Source organism: Streptomyces sp. NPDC014656 (assembly GCF_043084305.1).
GTDB lineage: Bacteria > Actinomycetota > Actinomycetes > Streptomycetales > Streptomycetaceae > Streptomyces.
In genome coordinates this window covers 303,811-318,157 of record NZ_JBIBZN010000009.1, presented here as the reverse complement: position 1 = coordinate 318,157, position 14,347 = coordinate 303,811, and the positions used below count along the sequence as shown (strand labels likewise).

The following is a 14,347-nucleotide window of genomic DNA, read 5'->3' as shown; positions in this document are numbered from 1 at the left end:
GCCAAGAACGTGCGACGCCGCCGGCTCACCTGGCAAGAGAGCAGAGACCGCTTGACGTACTTGCTCGCGGGGGCACAACCGAAGCGTCTCCGCATGTGACGGAGAAGCGGATCCCGTCGCCGACGTGAGACCACCGGACCCGTAGGATCCGGCCAACTGCTGCATACACACCTGGGGGGTTTGGTGCGTCGTTCCTCTTCCGCGCGTCTGATGCGCGGCGCGTTCGTCCTGCCACTGGCGCTGGGGCTTTCAACCACCGCGCTGGCCGCGCCGGCCGGCGCGGCGACCGGGGCGGACCGTTGCCCCGTAGGGCGTCTGTGCCTGTTCAGCGAGCCGCAGTATCAGGGCGAGATGCTCATCGTCACCCAGCCGCGGCTGTCGCTCGGCTCCTGGGACAACCGCGTCCGGTCCTTCGTGTTCGAACCGGAGTACGTCGTCCCGCTGCCGAGCGTCTGCCTCCACCCGAAGCCCGGGCTCGATCCCGCGGGCGCCCGACGCTTCTACAGCTCGGCACCGTCCCTTGCCTCGAGCGAGTACCCGGAACTCGAACTTGCCGTGAGCTCCATCGACATCGGCCAGGAGGCGTCCGCCTACTGCGGCTCGGAGACCCGCCACCCGCGCGTCCACGCATCAAAACCGCGTCTGGCCCCTGTGTCCGCCGCGGGCGCCTTCGGCGACATCGACCGCGACGGATACGCGGATGTCATCGCCCGCAACCCGTTCGGCCAGCTGTGGTCCGCCCATGACCCGGCATCCGCCCGTGCCTCCCGTCTCGTGGGCGGCGGCTGGGACGCGATGACAAAACTGACCCGTCATGGCGACCAAGACGGAGACGAGCTCGAGGACCTCTACGCCCGTGACCGTGCGGGCGTCCTCTGGCTCTACCCCGGCGACGGCAAAGGAGCGTTCAAGCCCCGCCGTCAGGTCGGCGGCGGATGGAACAGCATGACGGACCTGGCCGCGGCCGGCGACCTGACCGGAGACGGCAAGGGCGACCTCCTCGCCTCGGACGTCAACGGCGTGCTGTGGACATACCCGGGCACCGGCCGCGGCGGCTTCGCCACCCGCGGGAAAGTCGGCGAGGGCTGGAAGACGATCAACGAACTCGTCGGCGCCGGCGACATGAACGCCGACGGAAAAGCCGACCTCGTCGCCCGCGACACCACGGGCCGTCTCTGGCTCTACCCCGGCAACCGTCGCGGCACCTTCACCACCCGCAAGCTCATCGGCACCAGCGGCTGGAACGCCCACAAAGAGCTCCTCGGCCTTGGCGACGTGACCGGCGACGGCCACCCGGACCTGATCGCCCACACCACGGCACCCCACGACCCCTTCTACCCCTGGCTGAAGGTCTATTCCGGCACCGGCGACGGGAACCTGCGCACCCCCACACGGTTCGCCGAAGGACTCCGCTCCGACACCTTCACCTTCTGACCCCGGCAGAGGGCAGAGGGCAGAGGGCGATGAGTGTGGCTGAGAGTTGGTCGCGTGGGAAGCTTCTTCCTGGGCATCCGGGCGATGGAGAGGCTCTACGCGAAACGCTCCATGCCCGGCGGGTTCGACCCTCCGGACCAGCCGGACAACCCGTTCTGGAGTAACGGGTGGATCTCCTTCCTGTCGGACCAGGACGGGTGGACGGGAAAGTTCATCGCCGTGCGGGACGGGCACGTCGGCAGCTGGTTCGTGGGGGAGATCACGGTCACGGGCGAGTACGAATCGATGGCCCACTACTTGGACTCTGTAGCGGAGACGCTGACGAGGATCGCCCGTGGAAGTTCCCGGTCTGTCGATTCACCGAAGGTCGACTTGTCTGGTGGTGAGACGGTTCCCGACTGGATGACGGCAGTTGCTAACCAGCTCGTGCACGGTCAGCACGGTCAGCGGTGAAACGTCAAGGTTCCCAGCGAGGCTTGGTGTTCACATCTGCCGTGCGAGCGACAGGTCTGCCGTCTGCTGGTGGGAGAGCAGGCCGGCCATGGCCTGGACCATGTGGCTCATGTGCTCGCGGCGGTCGAGGTGGCGGGCCAGGGCCCGCCAGTTCTTGAGGTGGACGATGCCGTGTTCGACCCGGACACGGTGGGGAGAGTGCGCCTTGCGCTGTCGCTCGTACATCTCCTCGTACCGGTCCGGGGCAGTCGGCGGTGCGCACGGTGCGGTCGATGTCGCGGACGGAGGCGTTCGTGTGGTTGCCGGTGGCGGCCGCGGAGGACCTGACGCCGCGGCAGCTGCGGGTGTTCGCGCTGGTGGCATACGCGCAAGCGCGGGGGATCGCGCTGACGGAGGCGGAGCTCGCGTCGTCTCTTCGGCACTACTTGGGCAAGAAGGCAGGCCAGGCGCCGTCGGTGACGGCGGCGTCGGCGGTCGTGGATGAGGTGGAAGCGGCGCGCTGGATGACGGTGCAGCGGCGTGCGGGGGCGCGGGGCCGTCACCGGTTCATCGCGCACGACCTCGCTCCGGAGGCCCGTGCGGTCGTCTCGGCCGACGGGTGCGGGGCTGCTGCGGAGGTCGCTGAGACGGCTGTGGGCAGCGGTTCTGAGGGGTCGGGCAGTTCCCAAGTTGGTGAGGGATCGGGTTCCCCGGTTGGTGAGGGATCCCTCGCGAATGAGGAATCACCTAGGACTGACTCACCGGAGGACGGGCGAGCGCTCTTCTCATCCGCCGTAGGCGAGGTACAGGTCCATAAGGAGGCCGAGCCTGTGGAAAACCCGGCCGGCGACGAAGCCGCCGCTGGCCGGGGCGAGGCTGGTCTCGCGCTTCGCGCGGGTGAGAAGAACGAGCCCTCGCCGGAGAAGTCGGTAGTCGAAAGGCACGGCAGCAGGGCCGAGGGCGGCTGCGGCTCGTCGTACACCGGTCCGCAGCCGGCGATGAGCGCCGAGATCTACGCCGTGCCGGAGCCGGTGCACCACCTCCTGGCCCGGGTCACCAACGTGTTCGTTTCCCGGCAGATCGCCCGGGAGGTCGGCCGCCAGATCGCCGCCGCCACCTGCCCCGAGCGTCTCCAGTACCGGTTGACCGCCCGGCTGGCCGGGACGATGTCGGACGAGATCCGTGACCCGGGGCGGTGGCTGCTCGGGGTCGCCCTGCCCCGCTGGGGCTGCGGCTACGCCGATTGCGAGTCTGGCACCATCTGGCGCACCCAGACGGCCTGCGAGCTGTGTGTCGAGATCGCCCAGGACAAGGCCGCCGTCCACGAGCGCGCCCGCCGTGCCGCCGCTGGCCTGTGCCTTCAGCACGGCACCCGCCCGGGCCCATCCGGCAGGTGCACCGACTGCGACCTCGAGGCCGCGGCCGCACGGGCCGCCGACGTCCCGGCCCAGCGGACCGTGGAAGGCCCGGAACGGGGCACCTGCGGCGAGTGCGGCGCGCGGATCTTCATGATCCGGCCGCGCTCTGGAGAACAGCCTGTGCAAGCCCTGCCGTGAGGAACTCCACCCCGGCACCACCCCCGCGCTCCGGGAAGTCGCAGCCATTCCTACGCCCCCTCAGCCCCACACCACAACGCCAGCCCCGGTCGAGCCGGTCGAGAAGACCGCGCCGAGGCCCTGCCAGGGCCAGGAGGGCGGCGCGCCATGCACGCGCGAGGCCCTGCCGCTGCGCCGGCTCTGCCGACGGCACATGGTCCAGCAGCTCGCCGGGGTGGTGGCCTGATGACCAGCACCCCACAGCCCTCCGACGTCGACCTCACCCGCCAGGCGCTCCTCGCCGCCCGCGCGGCAGCCAAGAACAGCACCGCCCAGCAGGACAAGCCCCGGCGCCGGACCCGGATCGTGCCGCGCGACGGCCGCGACCCGCTCGGCCTGGGCACGGCGATCAGCCTGATGATGACCGAGCGCGGCCTGGTCGCCCCGGTCGCCGACGGCAGCGTCCTGGCCCAGTAGGAGACCATCCTCACCTCGGCCGCGCCCGAACTCATCGGGCACGTCCAGGCGGTGAAGTTCGACGCGGAGCCCGGACGCGTGGGCGTCACCCCCGAGGCCCCCGCGTACGGCACGAAGGTGCGCTGGACCGCGCCGAAGCTGATCACGGCGGCCAACGAGCGGGTACCCAATGCGGGCGTGCGCTCCCTGCGCGTCCTGCCACCCGCGCCCGGGCAACCCGGACCCGTCAGGGCGGCCGCAGCCCCGGCCTCACCTGCACCCGCGCCTGCCAGGCTCGCGCCCGCGCCGCGTTCCGCTCCGTCGGCCGGCTACCGCCGCGCGCTCGAGGCGCACCGCCAGGCTGTGCAGTCGCCTCGCGTGGAGCCGCTCATCGACCAAAAGGTGGATGGGCAGCCTTGTGCGATGCGGGTTCCTCAGCGTGACGTGAGGCCCGGATCCACAGGATCCGGGCCTCACGTCACTTCAGTAGCGGGGACAGGATTTGAACCTGCGACCTCTGGGTTATGAGCCCAGCGAGCTACCGAGCTGCTCCACCCCGCGTCGGAAGGACCAACTGTACGCCACCCCGGCACCGTCCAAGACCAGGCCGATGAAGCCGTCCGCGCCTCCGTGATGCTGCGAGCCCGTGCTGAACCGGCGCGGCCTCGGCCGACTCACCTCCGCCTGCGCGGAGAGCACACCTCGGAGACCTGGCGCATCGCGCCGGCGCTCAGGTCGAGCGCGGCCTGGTGGACCGACAGCGGCGCCGTGCCCCGTACCGAGTAGCCCTGTCCCCGGCGGATCCCCCGCCCAGCGGCGAGGGCCTGGCGGACGGTCTGGTGCTCGGTGTCGTGCAGCTGCTCGGCAAACAGGCCGGGAACGTCGAGCGCGGGGGTCGGGTCGAGGGCGGCGGCCTGGTCCGCGCCGAGCGCAGCCAGTCGCCCTAGGGTCTTGCCGGACGCGACCACGGCCGCCATTCCCTCGTGGGTATTCTCGCTGATCATCGACCGCTGGAACTCCAGAACCGCGGCGAGGACCTGCACGACCATGGTCGTGGCGGAGTCCTCCGCGGCGAAATCGATCCCGGAGAGCAAGCCGGACTCGACCCGCAGGTGCCGGTCCGGCCGCGCGAGCATCGGCCGCAGGGCCAGTACGTTGGCGACGAACCGGAAGAGCCACGAGGCGTCGGTCATCCGAATAGTGTCGCCGAAGGCCGCAACTTGAGGCGCGACGAACTATTTCGCGGGATCAGCAGCTACGAGCCCTACCGGGCCATTCCGTTCTGTCGGCACAGAATGAACCTTGTTCATTCTGTGCCGACAGAACGGAATGGCCCGGCTTTGAGAATCTAATCCGCTAGCATGAACCGCTATTCGTCGAGCTCGGAGATATTACGCGCCCCGAGAGTCACTTCGACATACAATTCCGGCTCTTCCGCATACCCCCAGGACCGGAAGTCCCGAATGAGCGCGTCTAGCTTTTCACCTGAAACCTCATCCCCATAGGTGACCGCAGGCCATTTCACGCTTTGTGCAATCTTCAAAAATCCAAGGCGTTGCCACTTCAGAATAAGTCGAGAGAATTCCGGAATGCAACTTACCCAGACGTCTTCATTCTCGCTCTGCGTGAAATCGGCGAGGATTTCCCAAAGGCTTGACCCTTCTCGCATATTTACGTAGAGACAGTACTCTTCGCGGGTCATATCTTTCATACCGATTCTCCGCCCTTCAGTCCAGCTCCAGAGCCGGATTACCGGCCGATGGGGTCGGGGTCACCTTCTTCCCTTGCTGAATCTTCATACGGCGCCCTCGGTGGAGGACGTCACGCATCTCATACTGACCATTTTCAATGGTATTATTTCCAGCTTCGAAGACGGTCACGCCACCAGGAATTCGGACCCTTAATCCACCACCCGTTGCCGAGTGGGTATCCTCGCGCTTCATGCCCTTCAAGAGGACATCCAGCTCCTGCGGAGTTTCCCCTCTCAGCGATTCGGATCACTGAATGAGCGGTTGATCTCACGTGCACCGTTGGCGAGATCTCCACTTGCCTCAAGCGCGTCCTCAAGTCGCTCCAATTGCTTGGAGAATTTTGCCGCATCGCCAAAGAACGGGAGGAATCCAAGTATCCCTAAGAGCTGTCCCGTAACTGTCCGGGGGGGTTAGCGTCGGGCTCAGACTCCCTTGCGGTCTGCTGCTGCGGCCCAGCGGCGGATGCGCGGGTCGGGATGGGCACGGGCGGATACGAGCGTGCTTTCAAGTAGTTCGTGCAGGGGTGGCGGGTATGCCTCGCGGGCGGTGGGCAGGTCCGGCAGGACGCGGTGGCGCATCTTCAGGTCGGTGGTTTCGGCGAACACCCGCAGGGATGCCTCCAGCCAGGCGTCCTTGATGTCTTGTGACTCGTCCAGCGCGGGATCACGTATCCCGCCGGGTCCGTACGCCGGAGACCGATCTGCACGCAACGGCACATGGGCGCTGTACCAGGCCCGCACGGCACCGGCTCGCTCGGCGTCCGTGCCGACCTGCAGGTAGTCGACCAATGCCGCCATCACACGGCGGCGTCCGAATGCGTAGACCGCCGGCTCGACGAACCAGCGGCAGAAGCTGGGATCCGGGTCGTACACGGCTGCCGCCATCAGCGGGACGAACCACTCATCGGGCAGACTTGCGCGTCCGAGCAGGGGCTTGCGCACCGCATGGGCAAGGTGGCGGGCATGCCGGTCCTCCGGCTCCACACCGACGTCTCCGACGCCCAGCAGCTGGGCCAGCTCTGTCACGCATGTCAGGAATGAACGCGGTTCTATGCTGCTCTGCTCGTCTTCGGCCACGGCAGCATTCTGGACCGGCCACGTCGGCGGGCACAGGCCCGATGGCCGTCGGAGCTGGGGCGGAAGAGGACTCGCGCAGCCTCCCTCGGGTGGAACGATCATGGTGTGACTGGTGTGATCACGGCGTCGGAGCCGTCCTGGATAACCCCGCTCTCAGGGCTGAGCCCTCGCGCTTTCGGGAAGCTGGTGACCGTGCTGCGACGTGAAGGTGCGGATGTGGTCCGCAAGGGCCGACCGTGGAGCCTCCCACTGGAAGACCGGGCCCTGCTGGTGGCCGCTTACTGGCGCACGAACCTGACCACGCGCCAGCTCGCCCCGCTGTTCGGGGTGTCCAGGTCGGCGGTGGACCGGATCATCGACCACCTCGGGCCGATGCTCGCGCTCCAGCCCCACAGACGGTTTGCCAAAGACGCCGTGCTCATCGTGGATGGGACCTTGGTTCCCACCCGGGACCACACCATCGCCGAGCGGTCGAAGAACTACCGGCACTCCACCAACCACCAGGTCGTCATCGACGCCGACACCCGGCGCGTCGTCATCGTGGTCGGCCGACCGCTCGCCGGGAACCGCAACGACTGCAAGGCATGGGCGGAATCCGGCGCCAAAGCCGCCGTCGGCAAAACTCTCGTGATCGCCGACGGCGGCTACCCGGGCACCGGACTCGTCATCCCTCATCGCCGGCGGCGCGGCCAGACCGAACTGCCGGACTGGAAAGAAGAGCGCAACCGGTCCCACAAGCAGGTCCAGGCCCGGGTCGAGCACGTCTTCGCCCGCATGAAGACCTGGAAGATCCTCCGCGACTGCCGCCTCAAGAAAGAGGGTGTCCACCACGCGATGCTCGGCATCGCCCGGATGCACAACCTCGCTCTGGCCGGATAGACCAACGGGCTCCACCGCGATCAACCATGCCCGAGCCGACCCGAAGATCATTTACGGGACAGCCCTTAGGCGAGAGGACGATACGATTCGGCCCGGGAAAACCCAACGGGGCGAGGTCGGGAAGTTACCCCCTGGAACACGCCTCGAAGCGCAGGTACGGCCAGCTCTTCGGGCCGATCAGCCCATCCACGACGAGGCCTGCGCGGCACTTGGAGTTGGCGACCTCCTGAGCCCTCTTCGCGGCGGCCCGGGACTTGGAACCGAAGATCCCGTCAACGGTGCCCGGGTCGTGGCCGTAGTACTTGAGCAGGCACTGCGCCTCCTTGCCTGCGGCCGTCACCTGAGTCGAGGACGGCTGAACGGTGCTGCCGATGTAGTAGCCGCTGTAGTGACGGCCCGTGTCGTCGTGGTAAACGGAGCACGGATACGTTGCCGCCTCGGCGTCACCGGTAACGGTGACGGTGCTGCTCAAGGCGACGAGCGAGGCGATGGCGAATCCGATGATCCGCCGGCGTGCAGTGGTGAGTCTCATGAGTGGTATCCATCGTGGGCTCGTTGTCAGGAATGGTTGAGGTACACGCGGCTGCCGGAACCGCAGTAATCCGTGGCAGGAGGGAGCAGGCACTTTCCTGCCTGCTCCGATAATCCGGCTCGCACTGTCGAGGCTCCGTAGATCGTGGTGGCGGAGCCCGAGGAGACCGGCTCAAGTCGGCTCCTTCCGGCCGATCACGTTCTCGGGACGACGATGCCGTCGTCGCCGCGGGGCTGCCGTGGGATGGGCAAGGCCGTGCGGAGTACGCGGCGCCCTCGATCACGGGAGGAGAGTCCCTGGCTGCCTGCGGACTCGGCTCGGTTCTTACGCAATGCCGTCCTTCGAACTGCCGAAGTAGTCGCTGCCCGCTGCGTCGTGCAGCTGGTAGAAGACCCTTCTGCCTTCCGGGATGTCGAACTCGACGACGCGGTACTCGACTTCCTGCGAGGTACCGGGCGGCGCGTAACTCCCCCTGAGCTCGAAGCCCTTGGACGCCACCTCACGCTCGACGAAGAAGCTGACGTGGAAGGAGTCTCCGTCGTTGGCCGTGTCGTAGACCCACAGCTTCTCGCCGTAGGGGTGGAACTCCACCTTCCCGACGAGCTTTCCGCCGTGGTAGATGAGGCTGCGCAGACCGATGCCCCCGGCGTCGTTCAGGAAGTACGTGCCGTCCACGTTGTCGTAGTGCGTGCAGGGACAGTTGGTGGTGTTCTGCGCGAGGTTGTACACCTCGGGGTCCCCCGCGTACGCCTGAGCCGTGCCGGTGGAGAAGAGCATGGTCAGCCCCGCACAGGCAGCAAGCGTCGAGAAGAGTCTGCGGAATTTCATGTGAACGACCTTTCGCAAGGGATTCCGGAAGGGAAACCGGAACGCTTCAGGGTGGTGTCCCGGCCCCAGACCGGACACGCCGGCAACACGCGCGCCAGGCGGACGGCACTCGAACCGGTGAGGGTCCGCCTTCGGACCCTCACACGTCCCCTGTCCGTACGTGCCCGCCTTGGCCGGGCGCGGGTCAACTTCTCTGGGCGCGTTCGAGACGGCGTGCCTTGACTCGCCGCGCAGGTCGGGCGGGGTCTTCGGCTGCACCTGCTGTGGGGTGCCGCGTGGCGCCGGGTGGTGGGGAGAGGCGTTCGGCGGCACGTGCCAGGGCGTCGCTGTCCTGCGTCGCGGCGATGTGGAAGTGCGACCGCTTCACCGGATCGAGGTCGCCACCCCACACGACCGTGCCTTCGCAGTCCAGGAGGATGTCCCGCACGATCAGTTCGTGGTGGGGCCACAGCCCTTCGGAGCCGCCGAGGGGGTAGGCGGCGGGGTGCAGGCAGAGGGCGGTGCCGGAGAGGTAGTTCGACTCGTATGCCGCGGCGACGGCGCGGTTGGTCGTGTGGCCGCTGATGCCGCCGCCCTGGCCGGTGTCGAGGGGCGCGATCTCGTAGTGCCAGCGGCGGGCGACGTGCAGGAGTACGGTCGCCACCGGGCCGTCCCTCAGGTCCACGGTGGCCGCCGAGCCCTCCACCGGATGGGGGCTGACGGTGCCGGGGGTGATGGGCCAGCCGTTCGCGGACCTGTCCCGGGTCCATGCGACGTGCCTCCCGGCCGGTGCGGCGGTGGCCGGCGTGGCAGTGGCGAACCAGGCGGCCACGGCGGTGCCGACGCCGGCGGCGAGGATGCCCCGGCGTGTGACGGTGAGGCTCACGCTATTCCCCTTCCATGCGGCGGGTGATGACGGTGTGCAGCCCGTCGATGAACGAGTCGAGTGCGGCCGAGGAGATCTTGTCGGGCCACTGGGCCTCGTCGGCGGGCAGGAAGAACTTCTTGCCCCAGTCGAAGGCGGAGAAGACGTCGAAGTCCAGCAGGATGTTCCGCACAGTCGCCTGGAATGTGCTGCGGTTCCCGCCGAACCGGTTGTCGTAGAAGTTGGTGAACCGCTTGCTCGAACGAATCGCTCCGCCGCTGAAGTGATAGGTGTGAAGGGCGTCGGACAACAGCCTGTCGTCGCTGCTGATCTCGCCGTCGTAGTTGTGCAGCAAGCGCGTGATGTTGCAGGCGTCGATGTCGGCGATGAGGTTGTCACTGCCGAAGCGGGATTCCACGGTCGCGGATCCGACGACCTGGACGCAGAAGTCCTTGCCGGTCAGCTCCCGGTGGTTCTCCCGCCACTGCGTGTAGGCATTCAGGATGTCCCCCGCCCAACCGCAGCCTTCACCCACTGTCGCATCGGTGCCACTGCCACCGTAGGTGTACTGGCCTTCGGTGGCGGCGCCGAAGTGTGCGAGTGTGATGTCGTGGTGCGCCCGCGGGTCGTAGTAAGTGAGCATGTCGTCGGGCTCGATGCCGTTGTCCGCGCAGGCGGCCGCTATGTCATCCGAGATGTCGCCGAGGATGGCGCTCCACTTCCAGTCGTGGTAGTTGGGCTCGGCCGAGCGCAGGAACGCGAGCGTTCCGTCGATCACGTCGCGCCGGGGTGACCCTCCAGGGGCGATGTCGGAGATGACGTTCTCGATCCGCTTCACGAACTCGATGTACTCGCGGAGGTTCTCGTCGTTCTTGTCGGTCGTGGCGAGGCGGAACACCCCGCGGTCACTGTTCGTCCGCCAGACGTTGTGGTCCAGGTCGTACCCGGGCTGGAACACATACTGACGGATCTGGTTGAGCGACCAGTTGTGCGGCATCGGGTAGCCGAGGTTGCCGGAGTACCCCCAGGACATGCCCGCGACGAACGACCAGCGGGCGCCGGCCTCGCGGGAAACGCGCTCGCAGACGTTGCGGGTGCCGTACACGCCGAAGATGTAGCGGGCGCCGCTCTTCTCGAGCGCGTTGCGGACGCCGTTGAAGTAGGGCACGACGTTCGAGGTGATGTCGTGGTCCTGGGCGTCGTAGTCCACGGCGAAGTAGATGCAGGAGCCGTGGGGTATGCCGTGCTCCCTGGCCTTGGTGTCGGCCTTGACCCCCTGGTCGTACCCCTTCTCATAGGTGAAGTTGGCCAGTTGGGTACCGTTGTACTGGAACAGCGGGAACAGACACATGCCGCTGTCGATGATGGCCTGGGCCTCGCCGGGCTTGAGGGCCTTGCCCAGGTAGTACGGGTCGTCGGGGGCGAGATGCTCGTCCAGGTAGCGGCCGATGATCCGGTAGTCCTCGGCCCACAGGGCACGGGCCCGCTCGGGGCTGGTGTAGGCGGCGGTGTCGCAGCCCTGAGCGGGACGGGTGGTGTCGCCGCAGGAGACGAGCAGCTGGGCCCACGTCTGGAAGTTGTACGTGTCGGCTTCCAGCGGTCCGGTGGGGAGCTGCGAGAACGCCTGGAAGGCGTTCACCCAGGTTGCGGTGGCGTTCCAGGCATTGTCGCTGAACACGTGATCGCCGTCGTAGTGGACGGCATTGCCACTGCTGTCCCAAGTGGGGGAGTTGAACCAGCACGCGGCACGGAACAGCCGGGCCAGGTCCTCGGGCAGGCTCATGCCGGTGCCCTTGGTCTTCAGGGCCTGCTTCGTGCCGTCCCCGAAGTTTCCGTTGATGGTGGCCTTGTCCAGACCGAGCTCGTACTGGATGGCCAGCATCAGCCCCTGCTGTACGTCGCGCGAGTAGATGCCGTCGGACGGCACCAGGTTCATGGCGGGAATCCGGACGTCCTTGACGTAGCGCCGGTTGAGGTGCTGCTGGATGAGTTTGGTGGTGTACTCGCCACCCGGCACGGTGAGGAACTGGTCCATGCGCAGCAGCGAGCGGGTGATACGGGCCCACAGGTCGGCGTCGATGTTCGAGTCAAAAATGAGTCCGAGGTGAGCCACGGCGTCGGACAGGGAGACCTGGCCCCTCGCATCCCAGACGGCGGGATCGGGCGAGCCGTAGAACCCCTTGCACCACAGCGCCGCGTTGTAGATACGGACGATGTTCGCATTGGTCTCCTGGGCGGGGAACCGGTAGCGCTTCCTCACCGCGTCGAGCGTGGTCGGCCCGAACATCTTGACGGTCGGGGAGATTCCCAGCTCGTGCTGGAGCGCCTGGGTGAGGCAGTCCACCGTCGCCCAGCCCGTGCTGCCGTCCTCCGGGCACCGAACGTACCCGGGCGCGTTCGCATAGGTCGCGTTGACCCATTTCTGGGCGGCCAGAATGTTGGGGTCTATTGACATGCACATCCTCCATGGTTCGAGTCCGTCGCCCAGCTCGATGGGCGGTGTGCCGGTGGGGAGACGCGGGGAGCGGTTCGGCTGCGTCTCGGCTTCGGGGGGAGCGGGGACCGGAGGCACGGACCTCCCGCCTCCGGTCCTCGCGGCGCGGGAGCCCGTGACGGAACGCGATCCCTCGCCCTCAGCAGCGCTGCACCCCCGTTCACGGCAGCGCTGAAGAGGCTTATTCGTTCCGGGCCCGCTCCCCGCGTGCGCGGTCGTCGCCGCGCTCGGAGCGCCGGCGCGTCAGAGCCGACTGCACTCGTCGGAGCCCATGGGGGTGACTGGCTTGTAGTACCAGGAGAGGGCGTTGCGCGTCTGCGGTCCGTAACCTCCGTCCACCGAGATGTCCTCCTCGGCCTGGGCCCGCTTGAGCGCGTCCCGCGTCCGCGGCCCGAAGTCCCCGTCCACGTCGAGCGACTCGCCGTAGCACTCGTCGAGTGACGTCTGCAGGGCCCTCATGCCGGCGCCGGAGGACCCGAGCCGCATCAAGCAGTTCAGGCTCAGATAGGTGCCATCGCTCCAGGCGGGGATGCGCACGTCCCCGCGCCACTCGATGAAGCTCTTGGAGCTGGTGTACGTCGAGTTGCAGCCACTCGCCGCCCTGGCCAGCCCGGCGGTGCCGGCCACGACGGCGTCGGACAGCAGGGCCACCCCCACGGCGAGAGCCGCTCTGGTGCGGAGCATGCGCTGGATCTTCATGGACGCCTCGTCCTGTCGTGTCGCGTCTGTCGTCGCTGTCTCGCCCCCGGAGAAAGCAAGCCGGGGGCAGTTCTTCCAGCCGCGCGGCCGCCAGGTCAACGTCCTGGGAGAGCAACGGGACGCAGGGACGCGAAACCCGCTTCGACCTGCGGTGATCCGGCGTGATGGGACGGCGGCGGGATGAGAATAGACACGACCGCCCCACAGTCGTGCCCGGTAACATCTGCCGGGGGCTCAGAACGGTGCGGAAGGACGGATACGCGTGGAGGGCGACGGCCAGGGAAGAGAGCTGGCCCGCGAACTGAGCGCGTTGAAGAACGGTTCGAGGCTCACCTTCGAGGCGCTCGCGACCCGTACCGGCATCAGCCGGTCCTCACTCCACCGGTACTGCACGGGCACGGCCGTGCCCACGGAGTTCGCCGTGGTGGAGCGCATCGCCAAGGTCTGCGGCGCCGACCGGCAGCTGTTGCTGGCCTTGCACGCCCTCTGGGTGCGGGCGACCGAGGAGCCGTCTCGGGCGACCGCCCCGGTTCCCGCCCCCGACCCGACCGCAGCCCCCGCTCCCGTTCCGCCACTGACAGCGGGAACCGACAGGGAGGCCCCTCCCCCGGTCTCCGCCCGGGAGACCCCTGTCCTCGCCGTGCCGGCACCCGAGCCGGCCCTCCCCTCACCGGCCGAACGACGAGGGTTCCGCGGAACGGCCACATCCCTTGCCGCGCTCCTGACCGTCACGGCGCTGATCATGGCGCCGCTGCTCTCCTCCCCGGACACCGGCACCGAGCGGGGACTACTGCTCTCCGAAGCCTGCCCGCGCTCGGTCGGTCTGGGTCAGCAGAGCGAGTGCGTCAAGGAGGTCCAGCGCCTGCTGCGGTCCGCCGGTGCCGCCGGCACCGAGAGCCACGGCCGCTACACGCATGACGTCCGCCGCCGGGTCCTGGCCTTCCAGGCTCTCGCCGGTGTGCCGTCCAACGGCGTGGTGGAGGAGGCCACTGCCCGAGCCCTGTACCGGGGCGGCGTCTCCCTGACCACCTGGAGCCCTGACCAGGTCGCCCGGCACATCCGGGCAACCTTCCCGGAAGAACCGGAGCAAGCCGTACGAATCGCCGACTGCCGCTCGCTCCTCGATCCCCTGTACGTGATGTCCGACGGGAGCACGTCCCGCACATGGGGGGTCTTCCAGCTGACCGAGACACAGATCGGTCAGCTCGGCGGCACGCCCGCGCAGGCCATGAGACCCGCCTGGAACATCGAAGCGGCCCGGCGCATCTGGTCCAGAACGCGGGACTTCTCCGCATGGCCGGACTGCCTGGTGTCCATCCCCTGAATGCCACGGAAAGGCGGGTACCCGCCCGGGATAGGGTTCCCCGAACATCCGTACGGCGGACCG

At 67.9% G+C, this 14,347-nt stretch carries 16 protein-coding genes and 1 tRNA gene; 6 read left to right on the top strand and 11 right to left on the bottom strand.

Annotation, left to right across the window (positions count from 1 at the left end):
* Nucleotides 1-210: 210 nt before the first annotated feature.
* Nucleotides 211-1,434, top strand: a complete 1,224-nt coding sequence (locus tag ACF1ED_RS22020) for an FG-GAP-like repeat-containing protein (protein ID WP_391762887.1) — start codon at nucleotides 211-213, stop codon at nucleotides 1,432-1,434.
* A 54-nt stretch (nucleotides 1,435-1,488) separates the two neighbouring features.
* Complete coding sequence (locus ACF1ED_RS22015; protein ID WP_391762885.1) at nucleotides 1,489-1,887, top strand: hypothetical protein; 399 nt, start codon at nucleotides 1,489-1,491, stop codon at nucleotides 1,885-1,887.
* Between the two features lie 30 nt (nucleotides 1,888-1,917).
* Here the strand turns inward: ACF1ED_RS22015 and ACF1ED_RS22010 are convergent, their stop codons facing one another.
* Complete coding sequence (locus ACF1ED_RS22010; RefSeq protein WP_391762883.1) at nucleotides 1,918-2,112, bottom strand: hypothetical protein; 195 nt, start codon at nucleotides 2,110-2,112, stop codon at nucleotides 1,918-1,920.
* A 47-nt stretch (nucleotides 2,113-2,159) separates the two neighbouring features.
* Here ACF1ED_RS22010 and ACF1ED_RS22005 point away from each other — a divergent pair, with 47 nt between their 5' ends.
* Complete coding sequence (locus tag ACF1ED_RS22005; protein WP_391762881.1) at nucleotides 2,160-3,422, top strand: hypothetical protein; 1,263 nt, start codon at nucleotides 2,160-2,162, stop codon at nucleotides 3,420-3,422.
* Between the two features lie 225 nt (nucleotides 3,423-3,647).
* Nucleotides 3,648-3,878 (top strand): hypothetical protein, encoded by a 231-nt coding sequence (locus ACF1ED_RS22000; RefSeq protein ID WP_391762879.1) that lies wholly within the window; start codon nucleotides 3,648-3,650, stop codon nucleotides 3,876-3,878.
* A gap of 466 nt (nucleotides 3,879-4,344) precedes the next feature.
* Here the strand turns inward: ACF1ED_RS22000 and ACF1ED_RS21995 are convergent.
* The 5 genes from ACF1ED_RS21995 to ACF1ED_RS21975 form a co-directional block, all read right to left on the bottom strand.
* Nucleotides 4,345-4,418, bottom strand: a tRNA-Met gene (locus ACF1ED_RS21995).
* Between the two features lie 113 nt (nucleotides 4,419-4,531).
* A complete protein-coding gene (locus ACF1ED_RS21990) occupies nucleotides 4,532-5,056 on the bottom strand; it encodes a recombinase family protein (protein ID WP_391762970.1) in 525 nt (174 codons plus the stop codon).
* A 170-nt stretch (nucleotides 5,057-5,226) separates the two neighbouring features.
* Complete coding sequence (locus ACF1ED_RS21985; protein ID WP_391762877.1) at nucleotides 5,227-5,568, bottom strand: hypothetical protein; 342 nt, start codon at nucleotides 5,566-5,568, stop codon at nucleotides 5,227-5,229.
* 16 nt (nucleotides 5,569-5,584) lie between these two features.
* Nucleotides 5,585-5,737: a hypothetical protein gene (locus tag ACF1ED_RS21980; RefSeq protein WP_391762875.1), complete on the bottom strand. Its 153-nt coding sequence runs from the start codon at nucleotides 5,735-5,737 to the stop codon at nucleotides 5,585-5,587.
* Between the two features lie 293 nt (nucleotides 5,738-6,030).
* The gene (locus ACF1ED_RS21975; protein WP_391762873.1) at nucleotides 6,031-6,684 is read right to left on the bottom strand and encodes a hypothetical protein; all 654 of its coding nucleotides are present in this window, start codon (nucleotides 6,682-6,684) and stop codon (nucleotides 6,031-6,033) included.
* A gap of 105 nt (nucleotides 6,685-6,789) precedes the next feature.
* On the opposite strand from ACF1ED_RS21975, the gene ACF1ED_RS21970 reads away from it, so the two are divergent.
* Nucleotides 6,790-7,563, top strand: a complete 774-nt coding sequence (locus ACF1ED_RS21970) for a transposase (RefSeq protein ID WP_391762871.1) — start codon at nucleotides 6,790-6,792, stop codon at nucleotides 7,561-7,563.
* Between the two features lie 124 nt (nucleotides 7,564-7,687).
* On the opposite strand, the gene ACF1ED_RS21965 is transcribed toward ACF1ED_RS21970, so the two are convergent.
* From ACF1ED_RS21965 to ACF1ED_RS21945, 5 genes are all read right to left on the bottom strand, one after another.
* Nucleotides 7,688-8,095, bottom strand: coding sequence for a peptidoglycan-binding protein (locus ACF1ED_RS21965; RefSeq protein ID WP_391762869.1), 408 nt, complete (start codon nucleotides 8,093-8,095; stop codon nucleotides 7,688-7,690).
* 324 nt (nucleotides 8,096-8,419) lie between these two features.
* Entirely contained in the window at nucleotides 8,420-8,923 is a 504-nt protein-coding gene (locus tag ACF1ED_RS21960; RefSeq protein ID WP_391762867.1) for a hypothetical protein, read from the bottom strand.
* A gap of 184 nt (nucleotides 8,924-9,107) precedes the next feature.
* Entirely contained in the window at nucleotides 9,108-9,788 is a 681-nt protein-coding gene (locus ACF1ED_RS21955) for a hypothetical protein (RefSeq protein WP_391762865.1), read from the bottom strand.
* A 1-nt stretch (nucleotide 9,789) separates the two neighbouring features.
* Nucleotides 9,790-12,222: a glycoside hydrolase domain-containing protein gene (locus ACF1ED_RS21950; RefSeq protein ID WP_391762863.1), complete on the bottom strand. Its 2,433-nt coding sequence runs from the start codon at nucleotides 12,220-12,222 to the stop codon at nucleotides 9,790-9,792.
* 282 nt (nucleotides 12,223-12,504) lie between these two features.
* Nucleotides 12,505-12,960, bottom strand: coding sequence for a peptidoglycan-binding protein (locus tag ACF1ED_RS21945; RefSeq protein WP_391762861.1), 456 nt, complete (start codon nucleotides 12,958-12,960; stop codon nucleotides 12,505-12,507).
* Between the two features lie 262 nt (nucleotides 12,961-13,222).
* Here ACF1ED_RS21945 and ACF1ED_RS21940 point away from each other — a divergent pair, with 262 nt between their 5' ends.
* Nucleotides 13,223-14,284, top strand: a complete 1,062-nt coding sequence (locus ACF1ED_RS21940) for a helix-turn-helix domain-containing protein (protein WP_391762859.1) — start codon at nucleotides 13,223-13,225, stop codon at nucleotides 14,282-14,284.
* The last annotated feature ends 63 nt before the right edge of the window (nucleotides 14,285-14,347 follow it).

Bases quoted from the DNA above. Each gene is read 5' to 3' on its own strand.
- ACF1ED_RS22020 (WP_391762887.1), top strand. From the start codon at position 211: ATGCGCGGCGCGTTCGTCCTGCCACTGGCGCTGGGGCTTTCAACCACC.
- ACF1ED_RS22005 (WP_391762881.1), top strand. From the start codon at position 2,160: ATGTCGCGGACGGAGGCGTTCGTGTGGTTGCCGGTGGCGGCCGCGGAG.
- ACF1ED_RS22010 (WP_391762883.1), bottom strand. From the start codon at position 2,112: ATGTACGAGCGACAGCGCAAGGCGCACTCTCCCCACCGTGTCCGGGTC.
- ACF1ED_RS21960 (WP_391762867.1), bottom strand. From the start codon at position 8,923: ATGAAATTCCGCAGACTCTTCTCGACGCTTGCTGCCTGTGCGGGGCTG.
- ACF1ED_RS22000 (WP_391762879.1), top strand. From the start codon at position 3,648: ATGACCAGCACCCCACAGCCCTCCGACGTCGACCTCACCCGCCAGGCG.
- ACF1ED_RS21945 (WP_391762861.1), bottom strand. From the start codon at position 12,960: ATGAAGATCCAGCGCATGCTCCGCACCAGAGCGGCTCTCGCCGTGGGG.
- ACF1ED_RS21950 (WP_391762863.1), bottom strand. From the start codon at position 12,222: ATGTCAATAGACCCCAACATTCTGGCCGCCCAGAAATGGGTCAACGCG.
- ACF1ED_RS21985 (WP_391762877.1), bottom strand. From the start codon at position 5,568: ATGAAAGATATGACCCGCGAAGAGTACTGTCTCTACGTAAATATGCGA.
- ACF1ED_RS21965 (WP_391762869.1), bottom strand. From the start codon at position 8,095: ATGAGACTCACCACTGCACGCCGGCGGATCATCGGATTCGCCATCGCC.